The sequence below is a fragment of the Vibrio sp. K4 genome (assembly GCF_051122595.1).
In the GTDB taxonomy this organism is placed as follows: Bacteria; Pseudomonadota; Gammaproteobacteria; order Enterobacterales; family Vibrionaceae; genus Vibrio; species Vibrio owensii.
Window position 1 is genome coordinate 30,534 of sequence record NZ_CP178579.1, and the last position, 16,078, is coordinate 46,611.

The window sequence follows — 16,078 nt, forward strand, 5'->3', positions numbered from 1 at the left end:
CCCATTTCAGCGAAAAGTCCAAAGTTGGCTCTCAGCCCTTTATTTACAATGGCTGAGAGCATATAGAGTTTTTACGCGACCATTTCTAGCATCTCTTCTTCTCCTAGTGGCGCTAAGTTTTCAAGTAATCTTTCTAAAACTATATTGTCCTTTTTTTGACCAAATGTGTAATTCCCTGCAAGCTGGATATGACGCCAAGCGACGGGAGAAAGACCGGCTATCAACTCCACGACTTTTTGGTTTCCTTCCTTCTCAAATTTTTCAATTAAGCTAGATAACAACGCCGAATTATAATAAATGATGCAGTTCGCAATGATCCTCGCACAGTCATTCCATTGCTCTATCTGATAATCATCCCCACCACGAAACTGATTTCCATTGATTGAAGCAATCGCTCGGCGCAATTGGTGATAGGCCTCACCGCGATTCAGAGCTTGTTGAACAAAGTGTCTAAGCTCTGAATCATCAACATAATCCAAAACGTAGAGGCACTTTATGAGCCGATCATATTCTCTAAGCGCCGCTAATGTTCGTTGATTCTGTTTACCATTAGATAGTTTCGTTATGATGGTACTCTGCGTCGTTGTTTTACGGCTTAGTGAACAGATAATCCTTTGAATATTATGCCATTCTCGCTTAATTAAGGAGGTGTTAAATGGCTTACGCAGCCTCAAAACGAACGCTTCTCCGTAATCAATCTCAAACAGATCATGGAAGACATTTTTAAACTTGGCATAGCGTGGAGCAAACTGGTATCCGAATAGGTCAAGGATCGCAAAGTTAACGTTATTGACGCCATGAGTGTCGGTGGCCAGAGTTTTTGGGTCTATATCACTGGTATTGTTATAGAGTAAGTCAAAAGCATGATGCGCTTCATACTCGTTCGCTGAAATGACTTTAGTGTTCACTGGTACGTGGTTTGATACTAGTGTGAGAGCCGAAACACCTTTTCCTTTACGGAAGTACTTTGCAGAGAATCGCGCTTTAAATGTGTTTATACGACAAGCATGTTTTTGACCATCAATACTACCAAACGGAGCAGATTCATTAATTGTGTAATAGCTGAATATTGGGAGCTTTGCCAAGGCATTGGAAATCACATCATTTGCGTTACTGGTGGTTTCTGGTCTGATATACCCATCATTCACTGATCTTAATACCCCAATAGCTCGGTCTGATATCGACGACATATGGTGTAAGCCATAATTGGAACCATTACCAAAAATACACGCCAATAAGTCTTCTTCTCTTGCCTTACTGCCTTGCTTTTTGGTCGCTATATTCTTAAATGCATCGAGATACCCCGTTTTCTGATGGACATAGTCCATGATTTCGATGATCCCCTTATGTTGGAGTTGGCTGTAGACGGGATTATCTACTTCCTCCTTCCAGCGCTTATTGGCAAGCTTCCAAGTGAGTTGATTTGATCTAGGTTGATGGACAACAAAATCATTTGCACCGTCATTAATGTTGCGGCTGACCACCTCCATTTTCTTACGTAAGGTCTGTGTTAAATTGGTAAGCGTTTTCTCAATAGGAGTCGTTAACTTTTCTAGCCCAGTATTAACAATAATATGTTCTCTATGCTCCCACTCAGAAATAGGGATTAAGTCATCTTCTAGGCGCTTATTCTTTGCACTTTCATTGATGAAAATATGATTGCTATCAAGCATTCGTGAAACTTTTTGGTACAAGTAATATTCAAATCGCCGCGGATTAGCACTGCCTGCTTCTACGATGTGCCCCTTATCTTGCTTAAGAATAAGCCTCTGATCTGCTGTGCAAATGTGTTTTTCTTTTTGGAGTTCTGATTTTGCCGCCTGCAACTGAGAGGCAAGCAATGATTGCCCTGGCTCACATTCAATATCAATAGCAAGAAAAAGAGGTCTTATCGTCTTCGCTACTTTTCTGTACTGAGTGTCAATGTACTCCCATTCATACTGACGCTTGTCGAAGTTTTTTTGATGTAGGTGCTGACTGATAAGCTGTAGCTCATCTTTAGACATGATGTCGAAGGCATTTTGCCGTACATCACCAAAATTGACTTGATCACTCACTGAGTCATCCACGAAAAGCTTCAATATGCTGCCTGCATGGGTTAGCTTGTCCCTAACCACTTCTAATTCATCGGCTATTTGCTGCTTCGCTGCCGCGGAGGCGGCTTCTCTTTGTTTTCGAGTCGCATACTGAAAGGCTGTCACTAACTTGTCATTCGTTTCTTGGTAGCGAAAGAATAAATAGCACACCATATACAACAGGCCCTGCCATTCAGGAAATCGACGAATTTTGTAAATAGATTGATGCCGGATAATAGAAGCGTAATAGTTCAAGTTCCCTTGTGACAACTTTAGCTCGCTGATGAGGCGTTTCACATCCTGATAAACACTCTTTATGGTATTGTGTGCCTCTATTTCACGATTAAGCTCTGCTGGAGTAAAGTCTTTAGCTGAGCCTTTTTGTATTGATAGTTGGTTTAGCCGCCCCTTGGTGTGTAGTATTTTCTTAAGTTGGGCTCGAGTTGTATCTGACATTTGATTTGAAAGAATTGACTCTGTTCGCTGTCGCTCATTTGCTAAGACAGTGGTGATCATATTCTGTAATGTCGAATATCCAACCAAGCCAATGCGCTGTTGACCGAAGAAAGCCAAGCTCTCATCAAAAATGTATTTAGGATAGGTACATATCGTAGCCACATCTTGCAATCTTTCTAATAACGCCTTCTCGGCTGATTTGGTTAATCGTTTGAAGCCGAGTAGTTCGTGCATCTTCAAGATCAGTGTCGCTCGTGTGCTTTTAGCAATGAGGGGATATTTCGGTTTTCTGTTGGGGAAGTGAGTGGCGTAAATGTAATCAACATCTTGTTTCACGTCTCGCAATCTAAATTGCGGCACAACAGGCTTGGCTCGAAAATAGCCAATTAGGAGGATCAAATAAATTTTAGTTTCAATCTTTCCCATGTTTGATAGCGCTTTCTCGATACTCGGGTCTATCGAGAAAAACTCTTCACGCTCATTCTGATTAAATGCGGGACGGGAGTAAAGTTCATGGACTTCTTGTTCCGTTAATATTTGGATTCGACTTGGTTTAACTTTTCTCATTGTTTTTTATTTTGTGTTAATAAATATTGAACGACTCGACATAGGGATAACTGTGCCTGCATGAAATTTGAGTGTACCTAAAAGACACGGGTTAAATTTGACATTAAACCCTGCTATGTCATAACCTAAATGACATGATCATTAAGATCATCATGTAAATGTCATATCGAGTGAATTATGTACATATTTGGCTACCTAAGAGCATCAACATCTGATCAAAATGCAAAACGTGCTCAGAACACCTTACAAAGCTTTGTTCAGGATAAAGGCTACCGTGTGGCGGGTTGGTATATTGAGAATGAATCAGGCGCATCTTTGCAAAGGCCTGAACTTCTACGATTACTTGATGATGCAGCTGTTGGTGATGCGATCCTCATTGAGCAGATTGACCGCCTTTCACGTCTTGATGAAAAAAGTTGGTTCACATTGAAAGAAATGCTGAGCAAGAAAGCATTAAAAGTGATCAGCCTAGATTTACCGACCAGTCATATCGCTCTATCTCCTCAAGTCACCGATGAATTTACCAGCTCTATGATCAAAGCGATAAACAGCATGATGATGGACATGTTGGCAGCCATCGCTCGCAAAGATTACCAAGATCGGCGTCGCCGTCAGGCTGAGGGGATAAAAAAGGCCAAAGAGGAAGGGAAATATCGTGGCAGACAACCAAACCTCGAGCTCCACGAAAAAATCTATCAGTTGCGAGTCATCAATAAATTGAGTATTCGCGATACTGCAAAGCTAACCAATGTCTCAGACAGAACGGTCATTCGAGTGGCAAAGAGGTTAGAGCATGAACGTTTAATTGATGATAAGACATATTGATTTTTGTCACTGCCAAAATGAGCGTTTTGATAGTGAAGTTGCCTATTCAATATATGACCAATATGACGCACCAAGAAAAATCGCTATGATTTCATGCTCTTTATTCGACAATGTGAGCAAATCATGAGCAGAAATCCTCCACCGAGAGGTCGAAACTATCCATTCGCACAGCGCGGTAGTGCTTTTTGGGAAAAGTGTCACGTCACATTCGATCAAGCCGTTGATATGTTTTATGACCAAACCGCTATGCAGCAACATTTAGGGCATGATCCTATTGTGAATTCATTGGTTTACAAAAGAGTTACATATCCCACTATTTTTGATGCTCAAAGAGCATACACACAGGATCAAAATGCCTTTTACCAAAAGAAAGAGCAGGAGCAGCTTGCGCTTGAAGCAAGAGGCATCAAGGCATTTAAGAACATGAATGATGCGATCCGTAGTCGTTTAAATCCTACGGAAGATGGGTTAGCTAATCCACTTGAGCGTCCGTTAAAACCGATGGGTGAAGTATCAAAGGGGATACTTGAACAGTTTACTAGCGAACTCGCTCATGCGCCGTCTGGTCGAAGTGCAGAGGTAGCCTCCGTTCAACCCTATTCTCCAGTTAACGACCCTTATAGCTCAGAGCCTTTGTTATATAGCCAAACTCAAACGGTTGAAAAAGTATTAAGTGATTCTCTTGCTTTAGAGTGTTCTCTGGAAGACGAAATGGCTAAGAACATGCAGCATGTGCTTATCACGGATTTAGAAGATGCGCACAAGATATTGCATAACGTTTGGCTCGATTCTGGTAAAGACGTTGCAGCTCTTGCTGCGAGTATTAATACAGCAAAATCATGGTTCAACCACACAGAGCCGATGTTTGACGCTGCGTCTATTGCTAAGCAATTCGGGGACATGAACATTAAGGCGGATCTTGTTGAGAGTCGAGGAAAAATCTTTGTCGCATTCAATGGGACAGATCAGAACGGGAAAGCACTCAAACATGCGTTTGTGAATGGCACTCGTATTAACATGAACGGAAAAAAATACCCGCTGAACTCATTTAAAGCAATGCAAACTGGTTTTAGCCCGAAATCTAGGGCTGCAAACTTTAAAGGTGCAGGGGTTTTAACGTTTGTAGTATCTGCGAGTATTGCTACCAGTGACCTAGTATTCAAAGATGATTACCACCTAGTGAATTGGTTTGGGAATGTTGGCTCTGACATGTTCAAGTTCATGCTTCAGACTGCTGTTGGTGAGGTTGTATTGTTTGCCACTGCGGCCCTAGGAGGCCCTGTTTTGGCTGGCGCGCTCTTTGTGACTGCGACATATGTCTTTATTGAATGGGCGTGGGGGGAATACAAAGTTTCCAGTGAAATTGTAAGGAGACTTGAAAATGTCACACAAGATTAAATTACGCTTGGCCGGTGTCTTTGTTCTTTTTTTTGGACTGCTCTGTTGGGGGTATCCCTCTTATGGAGTTTATAGAGATTATCTTGATCTATTAAACCGAGCTGAGGTCGTACAAGTTTCCGTTATTACTCTGTGGGTTCCTATTGGTTTTTTAGGAGCCTTAGGTTGTTTTTTTATAATGACTCCTAAAGCACTGTTATATGGAAAGAAAATTAGCGAACTTTACTCTCAAAGAGCGATGCAGTTAGCCAATAAAATTAGTCTTTATTTTGCGTTAGCTGGTGTGGCATTTGCTGCTGGATGGACATATCACTCTATCGATTTGTTAGAAAAATATGGGTATGTGTACAGCCGAGATTTAACAAGAATCACTCCAACAGGAATACATCTGATGTACGTGAAAGCTCGATGATTTTGTCACAATGTTTGAATTTAAAAAGGCTCCTTCGGAGTCTTTTTATTCGCTACTACTCTTCGGAATCCCTTGTAACTAAAGGGCTGAGAGCCAACTTTGGACTTTTCGCTGAAATGGGCGCAAAACCCCGGATAGGACGCTTCTTACTCACTGCGTGAGCGCGTTCTAGTATTCGTCGCACAGCTCCTCATGAAATTAATAGTTACAACGTCACATTGTACAAATAAAAAAATGGCGAAATGTCATTAACACTTCGCCATTATGTTTGGAACTATTGTACTTTAACCATCACAGCTCATTTCTGGCTGCGATAGCTAAGAAATGACTTCGATCTCGATAGAGATCACTATTCTCTACTTTACGGTCGATCACAGCTAGTAGTGATTCTGGTAGAGAAATATTGACTCTTTGGCTTTTACCACTGTATTTGCTTACGTCAATTTCTATTTGTAACCAAACATCACAAAAACTGTAGCTTTGATCTTCTTTATAAATCAATGCTCCCTGGTCTTCTAGTCCTAACACATCAAAACCATCGGCAAGCATTTCTTCTAAAATGCTTTCTATCGCTTCTGCTGAATGTGCCGCTATCTCTTTACTGCTATCTGATGCGCTATAGCAGGAATAATGCTCATTACAAAGAGCTGGAACGACGATCCCGTAAGAGGAATCTTTATCTTTTGGTGTTTCTACACCCAATGTAAACCACATCGTTACCTCCAAGTGCGCGGGCTAGATGCCCGCGTCTTTTTTGATAGAACGTACTGTGCCTATTGGTAAGGAGCCTTTCGGGTGTGGTACAGGAAATTTCTTTCCAGTTATTGGAGATCTCCAGATCTGGTGACTTCCTTTCCCATGCCTTACAAACTCACATCCTGCGGCGAGCAGTTCATCTATTAGGTCTTTAGATTTCATATTACCTCCGACCTAACAAATATTATACACACGAGTGTGTATAGTGCAATTATTTCAACTACAGTGGGATGTATTTAGCTGTATTACATGTGTAATACATATTTTGGTGTTGACGTTGTTCTTGCTGGGTGTTATTGTGTATTACATATGTAATACATGGAGTCATTATGAAAGTTATTGGTGTAGCTAATCAAAAAGGTGGAGTAGGTAAAACAACAACCCTTGTTAATCTAGCGTCAGAACTGGCTAGAAAAAATAAGGTGTTAGTCATGGATCTAGACCCACAAGGTAATTGTTCTAAAACTCTCACAGGGCTAAGAGAGTTTGATTTTAATGTCACTGTTGCTGCTATGTTTGATAAGCCTAAAGTTGTGTCTATTATCGATCTTATTCGTCCAACTTGCGTTGGCGATACTGTTATTGAAAATCTAGATATTGTTCCCGCTGATTTTCAACTCTCAAGGGTTATAGAAACTTCACTAACAAAAATTAATCGTGAACGTATATTGGAAAAACAGCTCGCAAAACTAAATGATGTTTATGATTACGTGCTCCTTGATACCCCTCCAAATTTATCGTTAACAACTCTCAATGCAATCCAAGCATCGAATCTCATCTTGATCCCTGTAGATTCTGGGGCATTCTCTCTGGATGGTATTAATCCTTTGCTTGAAGCTGTTTCAGAAATTAAGGATGAAGACGCTAATTATTTTATATTGAGAAATGAAGTTGATGTTCGTAACACGGTTATCAATGAATTTATTGATGAAGAGTTGGACACTGTCCAAGACAAACTTTTGCCATTCGCTATACGACGCTCAGAGCATGTTGGTCAAGCCAATGCGGTATCATCCCCTGTTCGTTTCTATAAGCAAGGTTCGTTAGTTAACAATGACTATCGAAAGCTAGCAAGCTTCATTATTGATATGTAATACATAGGTAATACAGGTGAGTAAACTTCGAAAAAAAGGCGCGTCAACGTCAATATCATTGAAAACTGACAATAAGACTAAGATTGATGGTGGTATCACTACCGTTAAGAAAAAAGTGACTACGTCATATAAAGTCCCCCCTTTGACATTGAGAGTATCTTTAGCTGATAAGAAAGCTATTGGGGACTGGGTTGATGAAGTAGATTTGTTAACTACTCATAAATCATCAGCAGCTAAGCTATATCGGGCACTAGTTGAATATAAAAACAATCTATCAGAAGAAGAGGTTGTTGAGCTAAATCATCAATTAGCTATGGTAATTGATAAAATGCCATGAAATATGTATTACACATGTAATACATATAAGAGCCTCTCAGCTAGGTCGGCAAACTTGCGCTGAGAGGCAAACACCTCAAAATATAGGAAATTAAGATGCAAGTGAATTGTAGCATTAACCACACCCTAAACGAAATCATCAGTGATGATGAGCTGCGTGTCCTCGTTCGTATGATGGACAACGGATTTTTTGGCGCTCACCAACGCTCCTTTGTTGGATCATTCGTGAGTCGTAAATCTATCGAGAACTATCTCAACGCTCACACATCAAATACTACAGAGTTAAATTGATGATGAGAGAGCAACGTATGAATCCCCACCACTGGCAAAGTCAGATTGAAGATATTGCAGATCGAGCGAGTAAGGACAGTGGCACATCGTATGACGAATACATTCGATTGTTTACGCAGTATTTTGATCGAGCGTTTAAACGACGGCCAAGTATGGCCGTTCGTATCGCTTGTGATTTTGGTTACTCTCCAGAGCTAGCGAGAAAAGAGGACATTTCTAAATAGGGCTTACATCTGTGGGGTAGATTATGCCTATTACGTTAAATAGCTAAATTTAGGGTGATTTTTGCTGGCTCCATTCTCTGATTGCTACAGAATGGCAAAAATCACCCGTCTTCTATATGGGGTCCGCTTGGAAAACGGAAAATATCCTACGTTAAGGCTTCTTGTACGACTTTAAATCCACAGGCCTTAATGACCTAAATCTTTTCGGTGATAACTTGGTATTGGTGCGCCATATGTAATCACCACTGAGGTTAATATGTTCCCAACCAAGTGGCGATAGGTGAGCAATCAGATCTCCATCCGCTTCGATACCTTTTCGTTTAAGGGCCTCTATAGCTCTTTCTATATACACCGTATTCCATAATGTAATTGCTGCTGTAAGTAGAGTCAGTCCACTTGCTCGATAGCTTTGATTCTCAAGTCTTCGATCTCTTATTTCCCCAAGCCGATGCATAAAAACAGCTCTAGCAAGAGCATTACGTGATTCACCCTTATTCAAACCAGCTTGTACTCTGCGGCGCAAAGCCGGATCTCGAAGCCAATCAAGCATGAACAACGTTCTTTCTAATCTGCCAATTTCTCTTAATGCTTTAGCTAATCCATTCTGTTTGGGGTAACTAGCCAGTTTTTTCATCATCAGAGAAGCGGTGACTGTCCCTTGCCTAATTGATGTGGCAAGACGCAATACCTCATCCCAATGTGGCTCGATATCTTTTGGTTTCAAACTTGTTGGAGAGATAATGGATTTAAGTCCTGGGTATTGCTCCGGCTTTCCTTCTATATACAAGCGCTTATCATGAAGATCTCTAATTCGTGGGGCAAAGGCAAATCCTAGTAGATGCATTAAAGCAAAGACATGCTCTGTGAAGCCTGCTGTATCGGTGTAATGCTCGGCTATTTCAAGGTCACTTTCGTGATAAAGCAATCCATCAAGCACATGCGTTGAGTCTCTGACTCTACTGATTACCTTCGTGAAAAAAGGACTGTATTGATCTGAAATATGAGTATAAATCTGGACACCAGGCTCTTGGCCGTATTTAAGATTAACTTGACCTGCATAACGCCCATGGTTACCTACTCGAAAGTTTTGCCCATCAGAAGACGACGTTGAACCATCTCCCCAAAAAGTAGCCAGCGGACATTTTTTCTGAGCGTTGACGAGCTCAGCTAACGCTGACGAATACGTTTCATCCCTTATATACCAAGCCTGTATGCCTTCCAATGATGTTTTAGTTGTGCCTGGGCAGGATTCCGCCATTTTTGACAAACCTAAGTTTATGCCATCAGCGAGAATTGTCGTCATTAACAACTTCTTGTTCCTTGGCTTTCCATGCCTATTTTTAAGGTGAGTGAAGTGGTCAGTAAAAGAAGTCCAACGGTCTACTTCATCTAGTATCTCAGTGATTTTAGGGTGTGGCAGCATGCCGTAAACTAAATCAGCATAGGACGATACCTCTGGAGGGACACTGTTATCAAGAGGAGTGACTTTTAACCCTCTATCTGATACCTCAACATCTGGTAATTCACCAATCATAGCTAGCGTGTTGACTTCCTTTAATCTGGATGAAAGCAAGGCTATTCTGGACTGATAATACTCATGGAAATTCGTTGATACCGATAAAGGCAGTTGTTCATTATCTCGAGCTTTTTCAAAGTCTTGATATGGGGTTAGATAATCATCAAAATTTTTATAACGTCTTGAACCACTTACCCATATATCACCTGAACGTAATGCGCCTTTAAGTTCATTTAGAACGCAGAATTCGTAATACTTTCGATCAACTCCGGAAGGTGTCATCACCAGTTTTCTCCAGTTTTCCGGAATGAAGTCCAGTGGAGCTGAAGCGGGAACTTTTCTGAGCTGCTTTCTGTACATGTGTGTGAGTACATCTAAAGCACTCTTTAGTTGCACTGCACAAGGAGCTGCACTGAAATGCAAAGTAGACAACATTCGTGGCGCATATTTTCTTAATGTGCTGTATTTATCTATGATTAAGTGGAGAGGATCATAATTGTCTCTTTTCGCTAGGCTTTGAGTTTCTTCAATACTGGTAACGAACGCTTCCCAAGGAAGAATGTCTTCAATAGCCTCGTAAGGATCTTGACCAGACTGTCGCGCATTCAATAGTGCTTCACCTACTGATATGTATTGGCGTAGTTTATTCCTGATAAGTTTGCCGGATTGTTGAAGCCGCTCTGCTTGTGAATATTTTGCCTTGCTGAAAATACTCCCTAGTATTCGTTCATGTAGCTCAATGATCTCATCAGTTAATGTAGCTCGGGCTTCTTCTAGTACACAGACTAATGTTGCATATCGCCGTTTAGCGGAGAACTTGGCCAGATCTCTGCTACTCATCTTTTTCCCTTCACGTGCCAATTTTAATAAGCGATTTTGATGAACGCTTCTTTCTATCCCTTTTGGTAAAGCTATATTCTGTATGGTCGTTAGTCGATCGATATGTCGTAAGACACTCTTTCCATTTGCTGTCCCTGGCGGCTGCAACAACCACGCTAACCGTGAAGGTCGTCCCCCTTCGGATACGAGAAGATTATCAAGCGCATCTCGATGTTTCTGAGTTAAAGAAGTAGTGAGAGAAGAAAATACCGCTTTATCGGCAAGAGTTGTGGTTTCAGCTAATGTGCGTTCAATAACTTCAATTGTGGGAAAAATTATATGGTTATTATGTAGCCATTCAAGCATCTCTTCAGCAAGAAGAAATGCACGTTCTGTTCGCATTGCGTGGGGTAGAAGATGATTGATACAATCCTGTTTTCTCTGCTTGTTAAAGGGATTCAAACCGAGATAACGATATAGCTCTGCTAAATGTTCCCAGCGAGTTTCTTCTCTTTCTGCGTATTTCCCCCAAAGGTCAGAAGACAAGGACAGTCTCATCGAAACTCTAGATGCAATGCCCCCATGGGGAGGGTGCTGAGTATCAGGAAGAAACCCAGGCCCACGCAAGTAACAAAGCATGATAGCAAAGCCAAATCGGTTTTCTGATTTACGATGCTTGTTTATCAAACTGATATCTTGGTCGCTAAGGAAGCTGATCCGAGTCAAGATAATATCGTCATCAGGTATCACTAGCAGGTTTTCTTTTTCCTCGATACTCAATATTTGTCGTCTCGGCATAACATCTTCCTAACTTATTGGAGCTTGATAGAAAATACATGTACGAAACTGTTCGGTTTCGTACCCCTACCATATAATATGTACTAAACTATACCAAAGTAATTTCGTACACCCTTTGTAATTAGTACTCCCTTTTCGTACAGGAAAATGAACTATGTCACGTGTTTTTGCCTATTGTCGAGTGTCCACTTTAGAGCAAACGATAGAAAACCAACGGCAAGAAATTCAAGCCGCAGGATTCCATATAGAGAAACGCCGTATCATGGAAGAAAGCATCAGCGGCTCTGTTGCGGCAAATGAACGTCCTGAGTTTTCTCGATTACTCGATCGATTAGAACCAGGCGATGTGCTTGTTGTGACCAAATTAGATAGATTGGGGCGCAATGCTATGGACATCCGAAAAACTGTCGAGCATTTAGAAGAATTAGGTGTCCGTATTCATTGCTTGGCTTTAGGGGGCGTAGATCTAACAAGCTCGGCTGGAAAGATGACGATGCAAGTTATTTCCGCTGTGGCTGAGTTTGAGAAAGATCTACTTGTTGAAAGGACTCATGCAGGAATAGCTCGTGCAAAATCTGAAGGTAAGCGGTTTGGTCGCCCTCCATCACTTAACAAAGAGCAACAACAGGAAGTTTGTTTACGAATAAAGAACGGAGAAAGTATTAGTTCTATCGCTCGTGTATTCAATACAACAAGGCAAACCGTTATGAGGGTTCGTACAGCCAATGCCCTAATTTAACTTTGATTAGGGCTCTTTATCAGCGTTTAATGTCTCGATTTTATGTACATCAAATGAATACCGGTGGGGGTTATCTTAGTCAAATCCCGACTGTACACATACCCATATTTTTCTAACAAGTCGATAGAGTGATATGTCCATCCAGCAGCAAACGCCACACCTGCTAATGCAAAATAAAGACTAATTTTGTTAGCTAACTGCATAGCTCTTTGAGAATAAAGCTCATTGATTTTTTTCCCGTATAGCAACGCTTTAGGTGTCATAAAAAGCACACACACTAAAGCCCCAAAAACACCAACAGGAACCCACAAAGTAATAATGGAGACTTGCACAGTATCGGCTCGATTCAATAGATCAAGGTAATCCAGATAAACCCCATAAGAAGGATAAAGCCAACACAGCAACATTAATGAAATAAAAAACAAGCCAGCCAAACGGATTTTAGTTTTATATCGCACCTTCTAACCTTTCAACTATCGTTTGAGAAATTTTGTATTCGCCCCAAGCCCATTCAATTAGAACATATGTCGCTGTTACAGCAATTGCACCGATAATTATGGGTTGACCTAAGAAAGCAGCAGCAAATAAGGCGGCTTCACCAACTGCGCTCTGGAGCATAAATTTGAACATGTCAGAGCCAACATTGCCGAACCAATCCACTAGGTGATAATCATCCTTAAATATTAAATCGGTTGTGGCTATGCTGGCCGATACCACAAACGTTAAGGCTCCGGCTCCTTTAAAGTTTGCAGCCCTAGATTGAGGGCTAAAGCCAGCTTGCATCGACTTAAACGAGTTAAGCGGATATTTTTTCCCATCCATATTGATGCGTGTACCATTCACAAACGCATGTTTGAGCCATGATTTCACTGTATTGATACTCATAGCAAGAGCAGCAACGTTTTTACCAGCATCAAGCCAAACGTTATGCAAAATTTTATGAGCATCCTCAAGATCAACAATCATTACATGCTGATGGTTCTTCGCCATTTCTTCTTCAAGAGAGCATTGCAAACCAATAGAATCACTCAACGCCAGCTGAGAGGCTAAACCTTCCGTATGTGCGGGGATCCCGTAGATTTCAGCAATACTTTTGCCTTCAGCGTATTGCGGGGAGTGTTTCTGAGCCTCTTGAGAAGCCAATAAACTGTCACTGACATACGCATTTTCCTGTTGCACCGCTCTCTTTTGGCGCAACTCTTCTGCATCACGCTCCGCTAATGCCGCCTTGACTCGCTCGATGCGCCTGTCCACGTCCGGTTCAATCACTTTTCGTCCACCTTGCCAAAGCCCAAGCGATTTGCCGTATTGTAGATGTTTCTCTCTAGTTGCCATATGTACTACTCTCACTCCACTGACAGAGAAGAGAATAACAGCTAAAGCGTCGGGGCAAAAACTTGCTCAAAAGTTATAAATTAGTTGAAAGTTATCCTTGTAGGGAAACATATGGAAACCATTAAAATATGAGCTTAACGTAGGATATTTTCCGTTTTCCAAGCGGACCCCTTCATTGTTTGAATTATTCCCCTTGTGCAAAATTAATCCAACGAGTAATGGTGGTGTCATACCACTCTAGGCTTCTTCCTAGTTCAAGTAATGCGAGGTGATTTTGTTGATATAGCGCTGACTCATAAAATTGTTCATCAAGTTGTCCCATTAAGCGACAACAATGAGCTATTTGCCTCAGACAAAGTCCACCTTGTTCAAGTGTGTTTCCTTGTTCCATCATGCGAGTGATGATGACTAACGGCATAAAGGCCGACAGCTGTAAAGCATGAGAGTAGTCCAGCTGATCCAGTAAGTTGTTGATTATTAAAACTATTTTCTGATGAAGTTCAGGGTTATACTTGTTTTCTGGTGTGCCACACTGTTTTCTCATAATGCCTCCCGTGATTTATAAAAGGACTATTTTCGTTGGTGTTAGTCGCATCTCTAATGCAATGAAGTTTGGCAATGTGGCGGTCATAGATAGCTCTCAGCTTTTGGCTTCTTTGTTCGATAGACAGTTGAGGCAATTGCGATTCAAGATGGGTTAAGTCCTCCTTAAAAGAAACCATGTTTATCATGCTTGCCCTCCAGTTCAGTTCTTGCAACTGACGTTGGCATTGGTACGTATCGCTTTCGGTTTGCAATCGTCTTAATTGAGACGCAAACTCATGAATGGCAATGTATGCCAATATTTCGTCGCCATAGCATTTCGCTGCTATAAAATCGTGCAATTTCGTCTGCATAGTGTCCTCACATTTGTCGGTGGCTTCACATCTAAGATACGGTGACTGGGCGTATCCACATGGAGGTTTCTGGGCACCTTCTTTTTAGTGAATTGAAAACTTGCTTTGTTTGTCTATATCGATTGAAAAATTGACTGAACAAATAGTACGTACCATTGACCTCATGAATATAGAGGGGAATACCAACGCATTTATTTACCCCTTCTTTTGGAGGAACGTGACCTGAGAAGAATTGAATGACATAAGCACGCTTGCGTTTTGGATTGATATTGCTTACCGGCACCTGCTCTGGTTGTTGGGCAACCTCTTGACGACGAGGGAGGGATGAAGGAGCGTTCACCAATCGACAGGTTTCAGGTGAGACAGTAAATCGCATCAGCTCTTTTTGATTTTCTGTTTGAAAGATGCCAATTTGATTGACTGGTGAGGACGCTTGGCATTCTTTGGCTAATACATAAGTGGCAAATTCACTCAATACACAAGATGTTGATGCAAAAAAAATGCGTTGATGTCCTTGTCGTTTACCTTCTAACGATGAGCACGTTTGGATATGAGAAAACTTCTGGCCATTTAATTTCCAAAAGCTAACTGCATCTTCAATGGTAAGAGACTGCGCTGAAGTTGCCCACGACAACATCAATAATATTCCGGCTAGACAATACGAATAATGTTTATTCATCGTACACATTCCTTTCATTAGTTCTTGCGAAAATAACGGATATCGAGGCCTGAACGCTCTTCATGAAAACCAAGCTTGAGTGCTAAGCGATGAAGCATGTCGTTAAATAGTGCAAGCTCAACACTCTTCGTCAATGGTTTCTCTCTTAACTCTGGAAATTTTCTTTTGGCGCGACATCGAAGTTGAAAAAGCTCTTCTGAAGAGTGTTCGTTTTTCATTGTTAATTTTGACGTAATGTAAGCTTCGTACTCATTAGCTCGACGAAGTAACTGCAATGTCGATTCAATGTTCATGTTGATTGACCTTCTTAGGCGTATTAATCAAAGCTCAAGGCTTTCCTGTGCATTTTTATGTAGAAAATGACTTGGTGTAGAGTTTGATGTAGGAAGCTTAGCGATGTTTCTCTTTAGCGTTTGATATACCCATTTCAACATAATTTGAGGGTCAGAAATCCATCGTCCTCCCTCTTTGGTAATTCGATATTCAATTTTTTTATGGGCTAAACGGATTTGAATAGGGCAAAGACAGAGTGTCATGCCTGAATCAAGCTCTAGAGCAACCACGATAACAATGTTTACCGTTGGTATGCGTTGAATGTATTCAATAACGCCGTCTGCGGTTAAATGAAAAGGAGTAAGGGCTGGGGTTAACAATTCAACATAGCGATAATGACCTTCATTATAAGTAAGATAATCAACCCCTAGGAAAGAAGATAAGGTCGAACGAAGCATTTCAGCGGCTTGAAAAATTTGCCAACGCCAGAGCGCTTGTTTTTTTTGATGAACCGTTAATTCTTCTAGGAGTTCATAATAGGTTTGTGTCGGCATAACAGTATTCTTTTATAGAGATAGATGTGCCGCTA

General features: G+C 41.1%; 18 protein-coding genes. 8 read left to right on the forward strand and 10 right to left on the reverse strand.

Annotated elements, in window-relative coordinates; translation table 11 throughout:
- Positions 1-71: 71 nt before the first annotated feature.
- Complete coding sequence (locus ACLIIY_RS28420; protein WP_434529549.1) at positions 72-3,098, reverse strand: Tn3 family transposase; 3,027 nt, start codon at positions 3,096-3,098, stop codon at positions 72-74.
- Between the two features lie 177 nt (positions 3,099-3,275).
- On the opposite strand from ACLIIY_RS28420, the gene ACLIIY_RS28425 reads away from it, so the two are divergent.
- The 3 genes from ACLIIY_RS28425 (at position 3,276) to ACLIIY_RS28435 (ending at position 5,733) form a co-directional block, all read left to right on the forward strand.
- A complete protein-coding gene (locus ACLIIY_RS28425) occupies positions 3,276-3,923 on the forward strand; it encodes a recombinase family protein (RefSeq protein WP_024700075.1) in 648 nt (215 codons plus the stop codon).
- 225 nt (positions 3,924-4,148) lie between these two features.
- A complete protein-coding gene (locus tag ACLIIY_RS28430) occupies positions 4,149-5,321 on the forward strand; it encodes a hypothetical protein (protein ID WP_434529550.1) in 1,173 nt (390 codons plus the stop codon).
- Positions 5,305-5,733 (forward strand): hypothetical protein, encoded by a 429-nt coding sequence (locus ACLIIY_RS28435; protein ID WP_434529551.1) that lies wholly within the window; start codon positions 5,305-5,307, stop codon positions 5,731-5,733. Before ACLIIY_RS28430 ends, ACLIIY_RS28435 begins: the two co-directional genes overlap by 17 nt.
- A 291-nt stretch (positions 5,734-6,024) precedes the next feature.
- Here the strand turns inward: ACLIIY_RS28435 and ACLIIY_RS28440 are convergent, their stop codons facing one another.
- Together ACLIIY_RS28440 and ACLIIY_RS28445 are read right to left on the reverse strand one after the other, a co-directional pair.
- Positions 6,025-6,447, reverse strand: coding sequence for a type II toxin-antitoxin system HicB family antitoxin (locus ACLIIY_RS28440; protein WP_024699800.1), 423 nt, complete (start codon positions 6,445-6,447; stop codon positions 6,025-6,027).
- A 21-nt stretch (positions 6,448-6,468) separates the two neighbouring features.
- Positions 6,469-6,651 carry a type II toxin-antitoxin system HicA family toxin gene (locus tag ACLIIY_RS28445; protein WP_024699799.1) on the reverse strand — a complete coding sequence of 61 codons (183 nt, stop codon included), beginning with the start codon at positions 6,649-6,651 and terminating at the stop codon, positions 6,469-6,471.
- Between the two features lie 167 nt (positions 6,652-6,818).
- Here ACLIIY_RS28445 and ACLIIY_RS28450 point away from each other — a divergent pair, with 167 nt between their 5' ends.
- The 4 genes from ACLIIY_RS28450 (at position 6,819) to ACLIIY_RS28465 (ending at position 8,434) form a co-directional block, all read left to right on the forward strand.
- A complete protein-coding gene (locus ACLIIY_RS28450; RefSeq protein WP_031420234.1) occupies positions 6,819-7,583 on the forward strand; it encodes a ParA family protein in 765 nt (254 codons plus the stop codon).
- A gap of 16 nt (positions 7,584-7,599) precedes the next feature.
- Positions 7,600-7,920, forward strand: coding sequence for a hypothetical protein (locus tag ACLIIY_RS28455; RefSeq protein ID WP_024699797.1), 321 nt, complete (start codon positions 7,600-7,602; stop codon positions 7,918-7,920).
- A gap of 95 nt (positions 7,921-8,015) precedes the next feature.
- Positions 8,016-8,210, forward strand: a complete 195-nt coding sequence (locus ACLIIY_RS28460) for a hypothetical protein (RefSeq protein ID WP_024699796.1) — start codon at positions 8,016-8,018, stop codon at positions 8,208-8,210.
- Positions 8,210-8,434: a hypothetical protein gene (locus ACLIIY_RS28465; protein WP_228076239.1), complete on the forward strand. Its 225-nt coding sequence runs from the start codon at positions 8,210-8,212 to the stop codon at positions 8,432-8,434. Before ACLIIY_RS28460 ends, ACLIIY_RS28465 begins: the two co-directional genes overlap by 1 nt.
- Before the next feature lie 151 nt (positions 8,435-8,585).
- On the opposite strand, the gene ACLIIY_RS28470 is transcribed toward ACLIIY_RS28465, so the two are convergent.
- Positions 8,586-11,567: a Tn3 family transposase gene (locus ACLIIY_RS28470; RefSeq protein ID WP_024699795.1), complete on the reverse strand. Its 2,982-nt coding sequence runs from the start codon at positions 11,565-11,567 to the stop codon at positions 8,586-8,588.
- A 154-nt stretch (positions 11,568-11,721) separates the two neighbouring features.
- Here ACLIIY_RS28470 and ACLIIY_RS28475 point away from each other — a divergent pair, with 154 nt between their 5' ends.
- On the forward strand, positions 11,722-12,306 hold the full coding sequence (locus tag ACLIIY_RS28475) for a recombinase family protein (RefSeq protein WP_024699794.1): 585 nt from the start codon (positions 11,722-11,724) through the stop codon (positions 12,304-12,306).
- 26 nt (positions 12,307-12,332) lie between these two features.
- Here ACLIIY_RS28475 and ACLIIY_RS28480 read toward each other — a convergent pair whose 3' ends face one another.
- The 6 genes from ACLIIY_RS28480 to ACLIIY_RS28505 all read right to left on the reverse strand — a co-directional run bounded on the left by ACLIIY_RS28480 (position 12,333) and on the right by ACLIIY_RS28505 (position 16,043).
- Positions 12,333-12,764 carry a hypothetical protein gene (locus ACLIIY_RS28480; RefSeq protein WP_025499510.1) on the reverse strand — a complete coding sequence of 144 codons (432 nt, stop codon included), beginning with the start codon at positions 12,762-12,764 and terminating at the stop codon, positions 12,333-12,335.
- Positions 12,754-13,548 carry a hypothetical protein gene (locus tag ACLIIY_RS28485; RefSeq protein ID WP_074531652.1) on the reverse strand — a complete coding sequence of 265 codons (795 nt, stop codon included), beginning with the start codon at positions 13,546-13,548 and terminating at the stop codon, positions 12,754-12,756. Before ACLIIY_RS28485 ends, ACLIIY_RS28480 begins: the two co-directional genes overlap by 11 nt.
- Before the next feature lie 277 nt (positions 13,549-13,825).
- Positions 13,826-14,185, reverse strand: coding sequence for a hypothetical protein (locus tag ACLIIY_RS28490; RefSeq protein ID WP_024699791.1), 360 nt, complete (start codon positions 14,183-14,185; stop codon positions 13,826-13,828).
- A gap of 383 nt (positions 14,186-14,568) precedes the next feature.
- Positions 14,569-15,216, reverse strand: a complete 648-nt coding sequence (locus ACLIIY_RS28495) for a hypothetical protein (RefSeq protein ID WP_140220104.1) — start codon at positions 15,214-15,216, stop codon at positions 14,569-14,571.
- 17 nt (positions 15,217-15,233) lie between these two features.
- Positions 15,234-15,509, reverse strand: a complete 276-nt coding sequence (locus ACLIIY_RS28500; protein WP_114868453.1) for a hypothetical protein — start codon at positions 15,507-15,509, stop codon at positions 15,234-15,236.
- A gap of 27 nt (positions 15,510-15,536) precedes the next feature.
- Positions 15,537-16,043 carry a hypothetical protein gene (locus tag ACLIIY_RS28505; protein ID WP_114868454.1) on the reverse strand — a complete coding sequence of 169 codons (507 nt, stop codon included), beginning with the start codon at positions 16,041-16,043 and terminating at the stop codon, positions 15,537-15,539.
- Positions 16,044-16,078 lie beyond the last annotated feature (35 nt).

Coding starts and splice junctions, on each gene's coding strand:
- ACLIIY_RS28420 (WP_434529549.1), bottom strand. CDS start 3,098: ATGAGAAAAGTTAAACCAAGTCGAATCCAAATATTAACGGAACAAGAA.
- ACLIIY_RS28425 (WP_024700075.1), top strand. CDS start 3,276: ATGTACATATTTGGCTACCTAAGAGCATCAACATCTGATCAAAATGCA.
- ACLIIY_RS28430 (WP_434529550.1), top strand. CDS start 4,149: ATGTTTTATGACCAAACCGCTATGCAGCAACATTTAGGGCATGATCCT.
- ACLIIY_RS28435 (WP_434529551.1), top strand. CDS start 5,305: ATGTCACACAAGATTAAATTACGCTTGGCCGGTGTCTTTGTTCTTTTT.
- ACLIIY_RS28440 (WP_024699800.1), bottom strand. CDS start 6,447: ATGTGGTTTACATTGGGTGTAGAAACACCAAAAGATAAAGATTCCTCT.
- ACLIIY_RS28445 (WP_024699799.1), bottom strand. CDS start 6,651: ATGAAATCTAAAGACCTAATAGATGAACTGCTCGCCGCAGGATGTGAG.
- ACLIIY_RS28450 (WP_031420234.1), top strand. CDS start 6,819: ATGAAAGTTATTGGTGTAGCTAATCAAAAAGGTGGAGTAGGTAAAACA.
- ACLIIY_RS28460 (WP_024699796.1), top strand. CDS start 8,016: ATGCAAGTGAATTGTAGCATTAACCACACCCTAAACGAAATCATCAGT.
- ACLIIY_RS28465 (WP_228076239.1), top strand. CDS start 8,210: ATGATGAGAGAGCAACGTATGAATCCCCACCACTGGCAAAGTCAGATT.
- ACLIIY_RS28470 (WP_024699795.1), bottom strand. CDS start 11,567: ATGCCGAGACGACAAATATTGAGTATCGAGGAAAAAGAAAACCTGCTA.
- ACLIIY_RS28475 (WP_024699794.1), top strand. CDS start 11,722: ATGTCACGTGTTTTTGCCTATTGTCGAGTGTCCACTTTAGAGCAAACG.
- ACLIIY_RS28490 (WP_024699791.1), bottom strand. CDS start 14,185: ATGAGAAAACAGTGTGGCACACCAGAAAACAAGTATAACCCTGAACTT.
- ACLIIY_RS28495 (WP_140220104.1), bottom strand. CDS start 15,216: ATGAATAAACATTATTCGTATTGTCTAGCCGGAATATTATTGATGTTG.
- ACLIIY_RS28500 (WP_114868453.1), bottom strand. CDS start 15,509: ATGAACATTGAATCGACATTGCAGTTACTTCGTCGAGCTAATGAGTAC.
- ACLIIY_RS28505 (WP_114868454.1), bottom strand. CDS start 16,043: ATGCCGACACAAACCTATTATGAACTCCTAGAAGAATTAACGGTTCAT.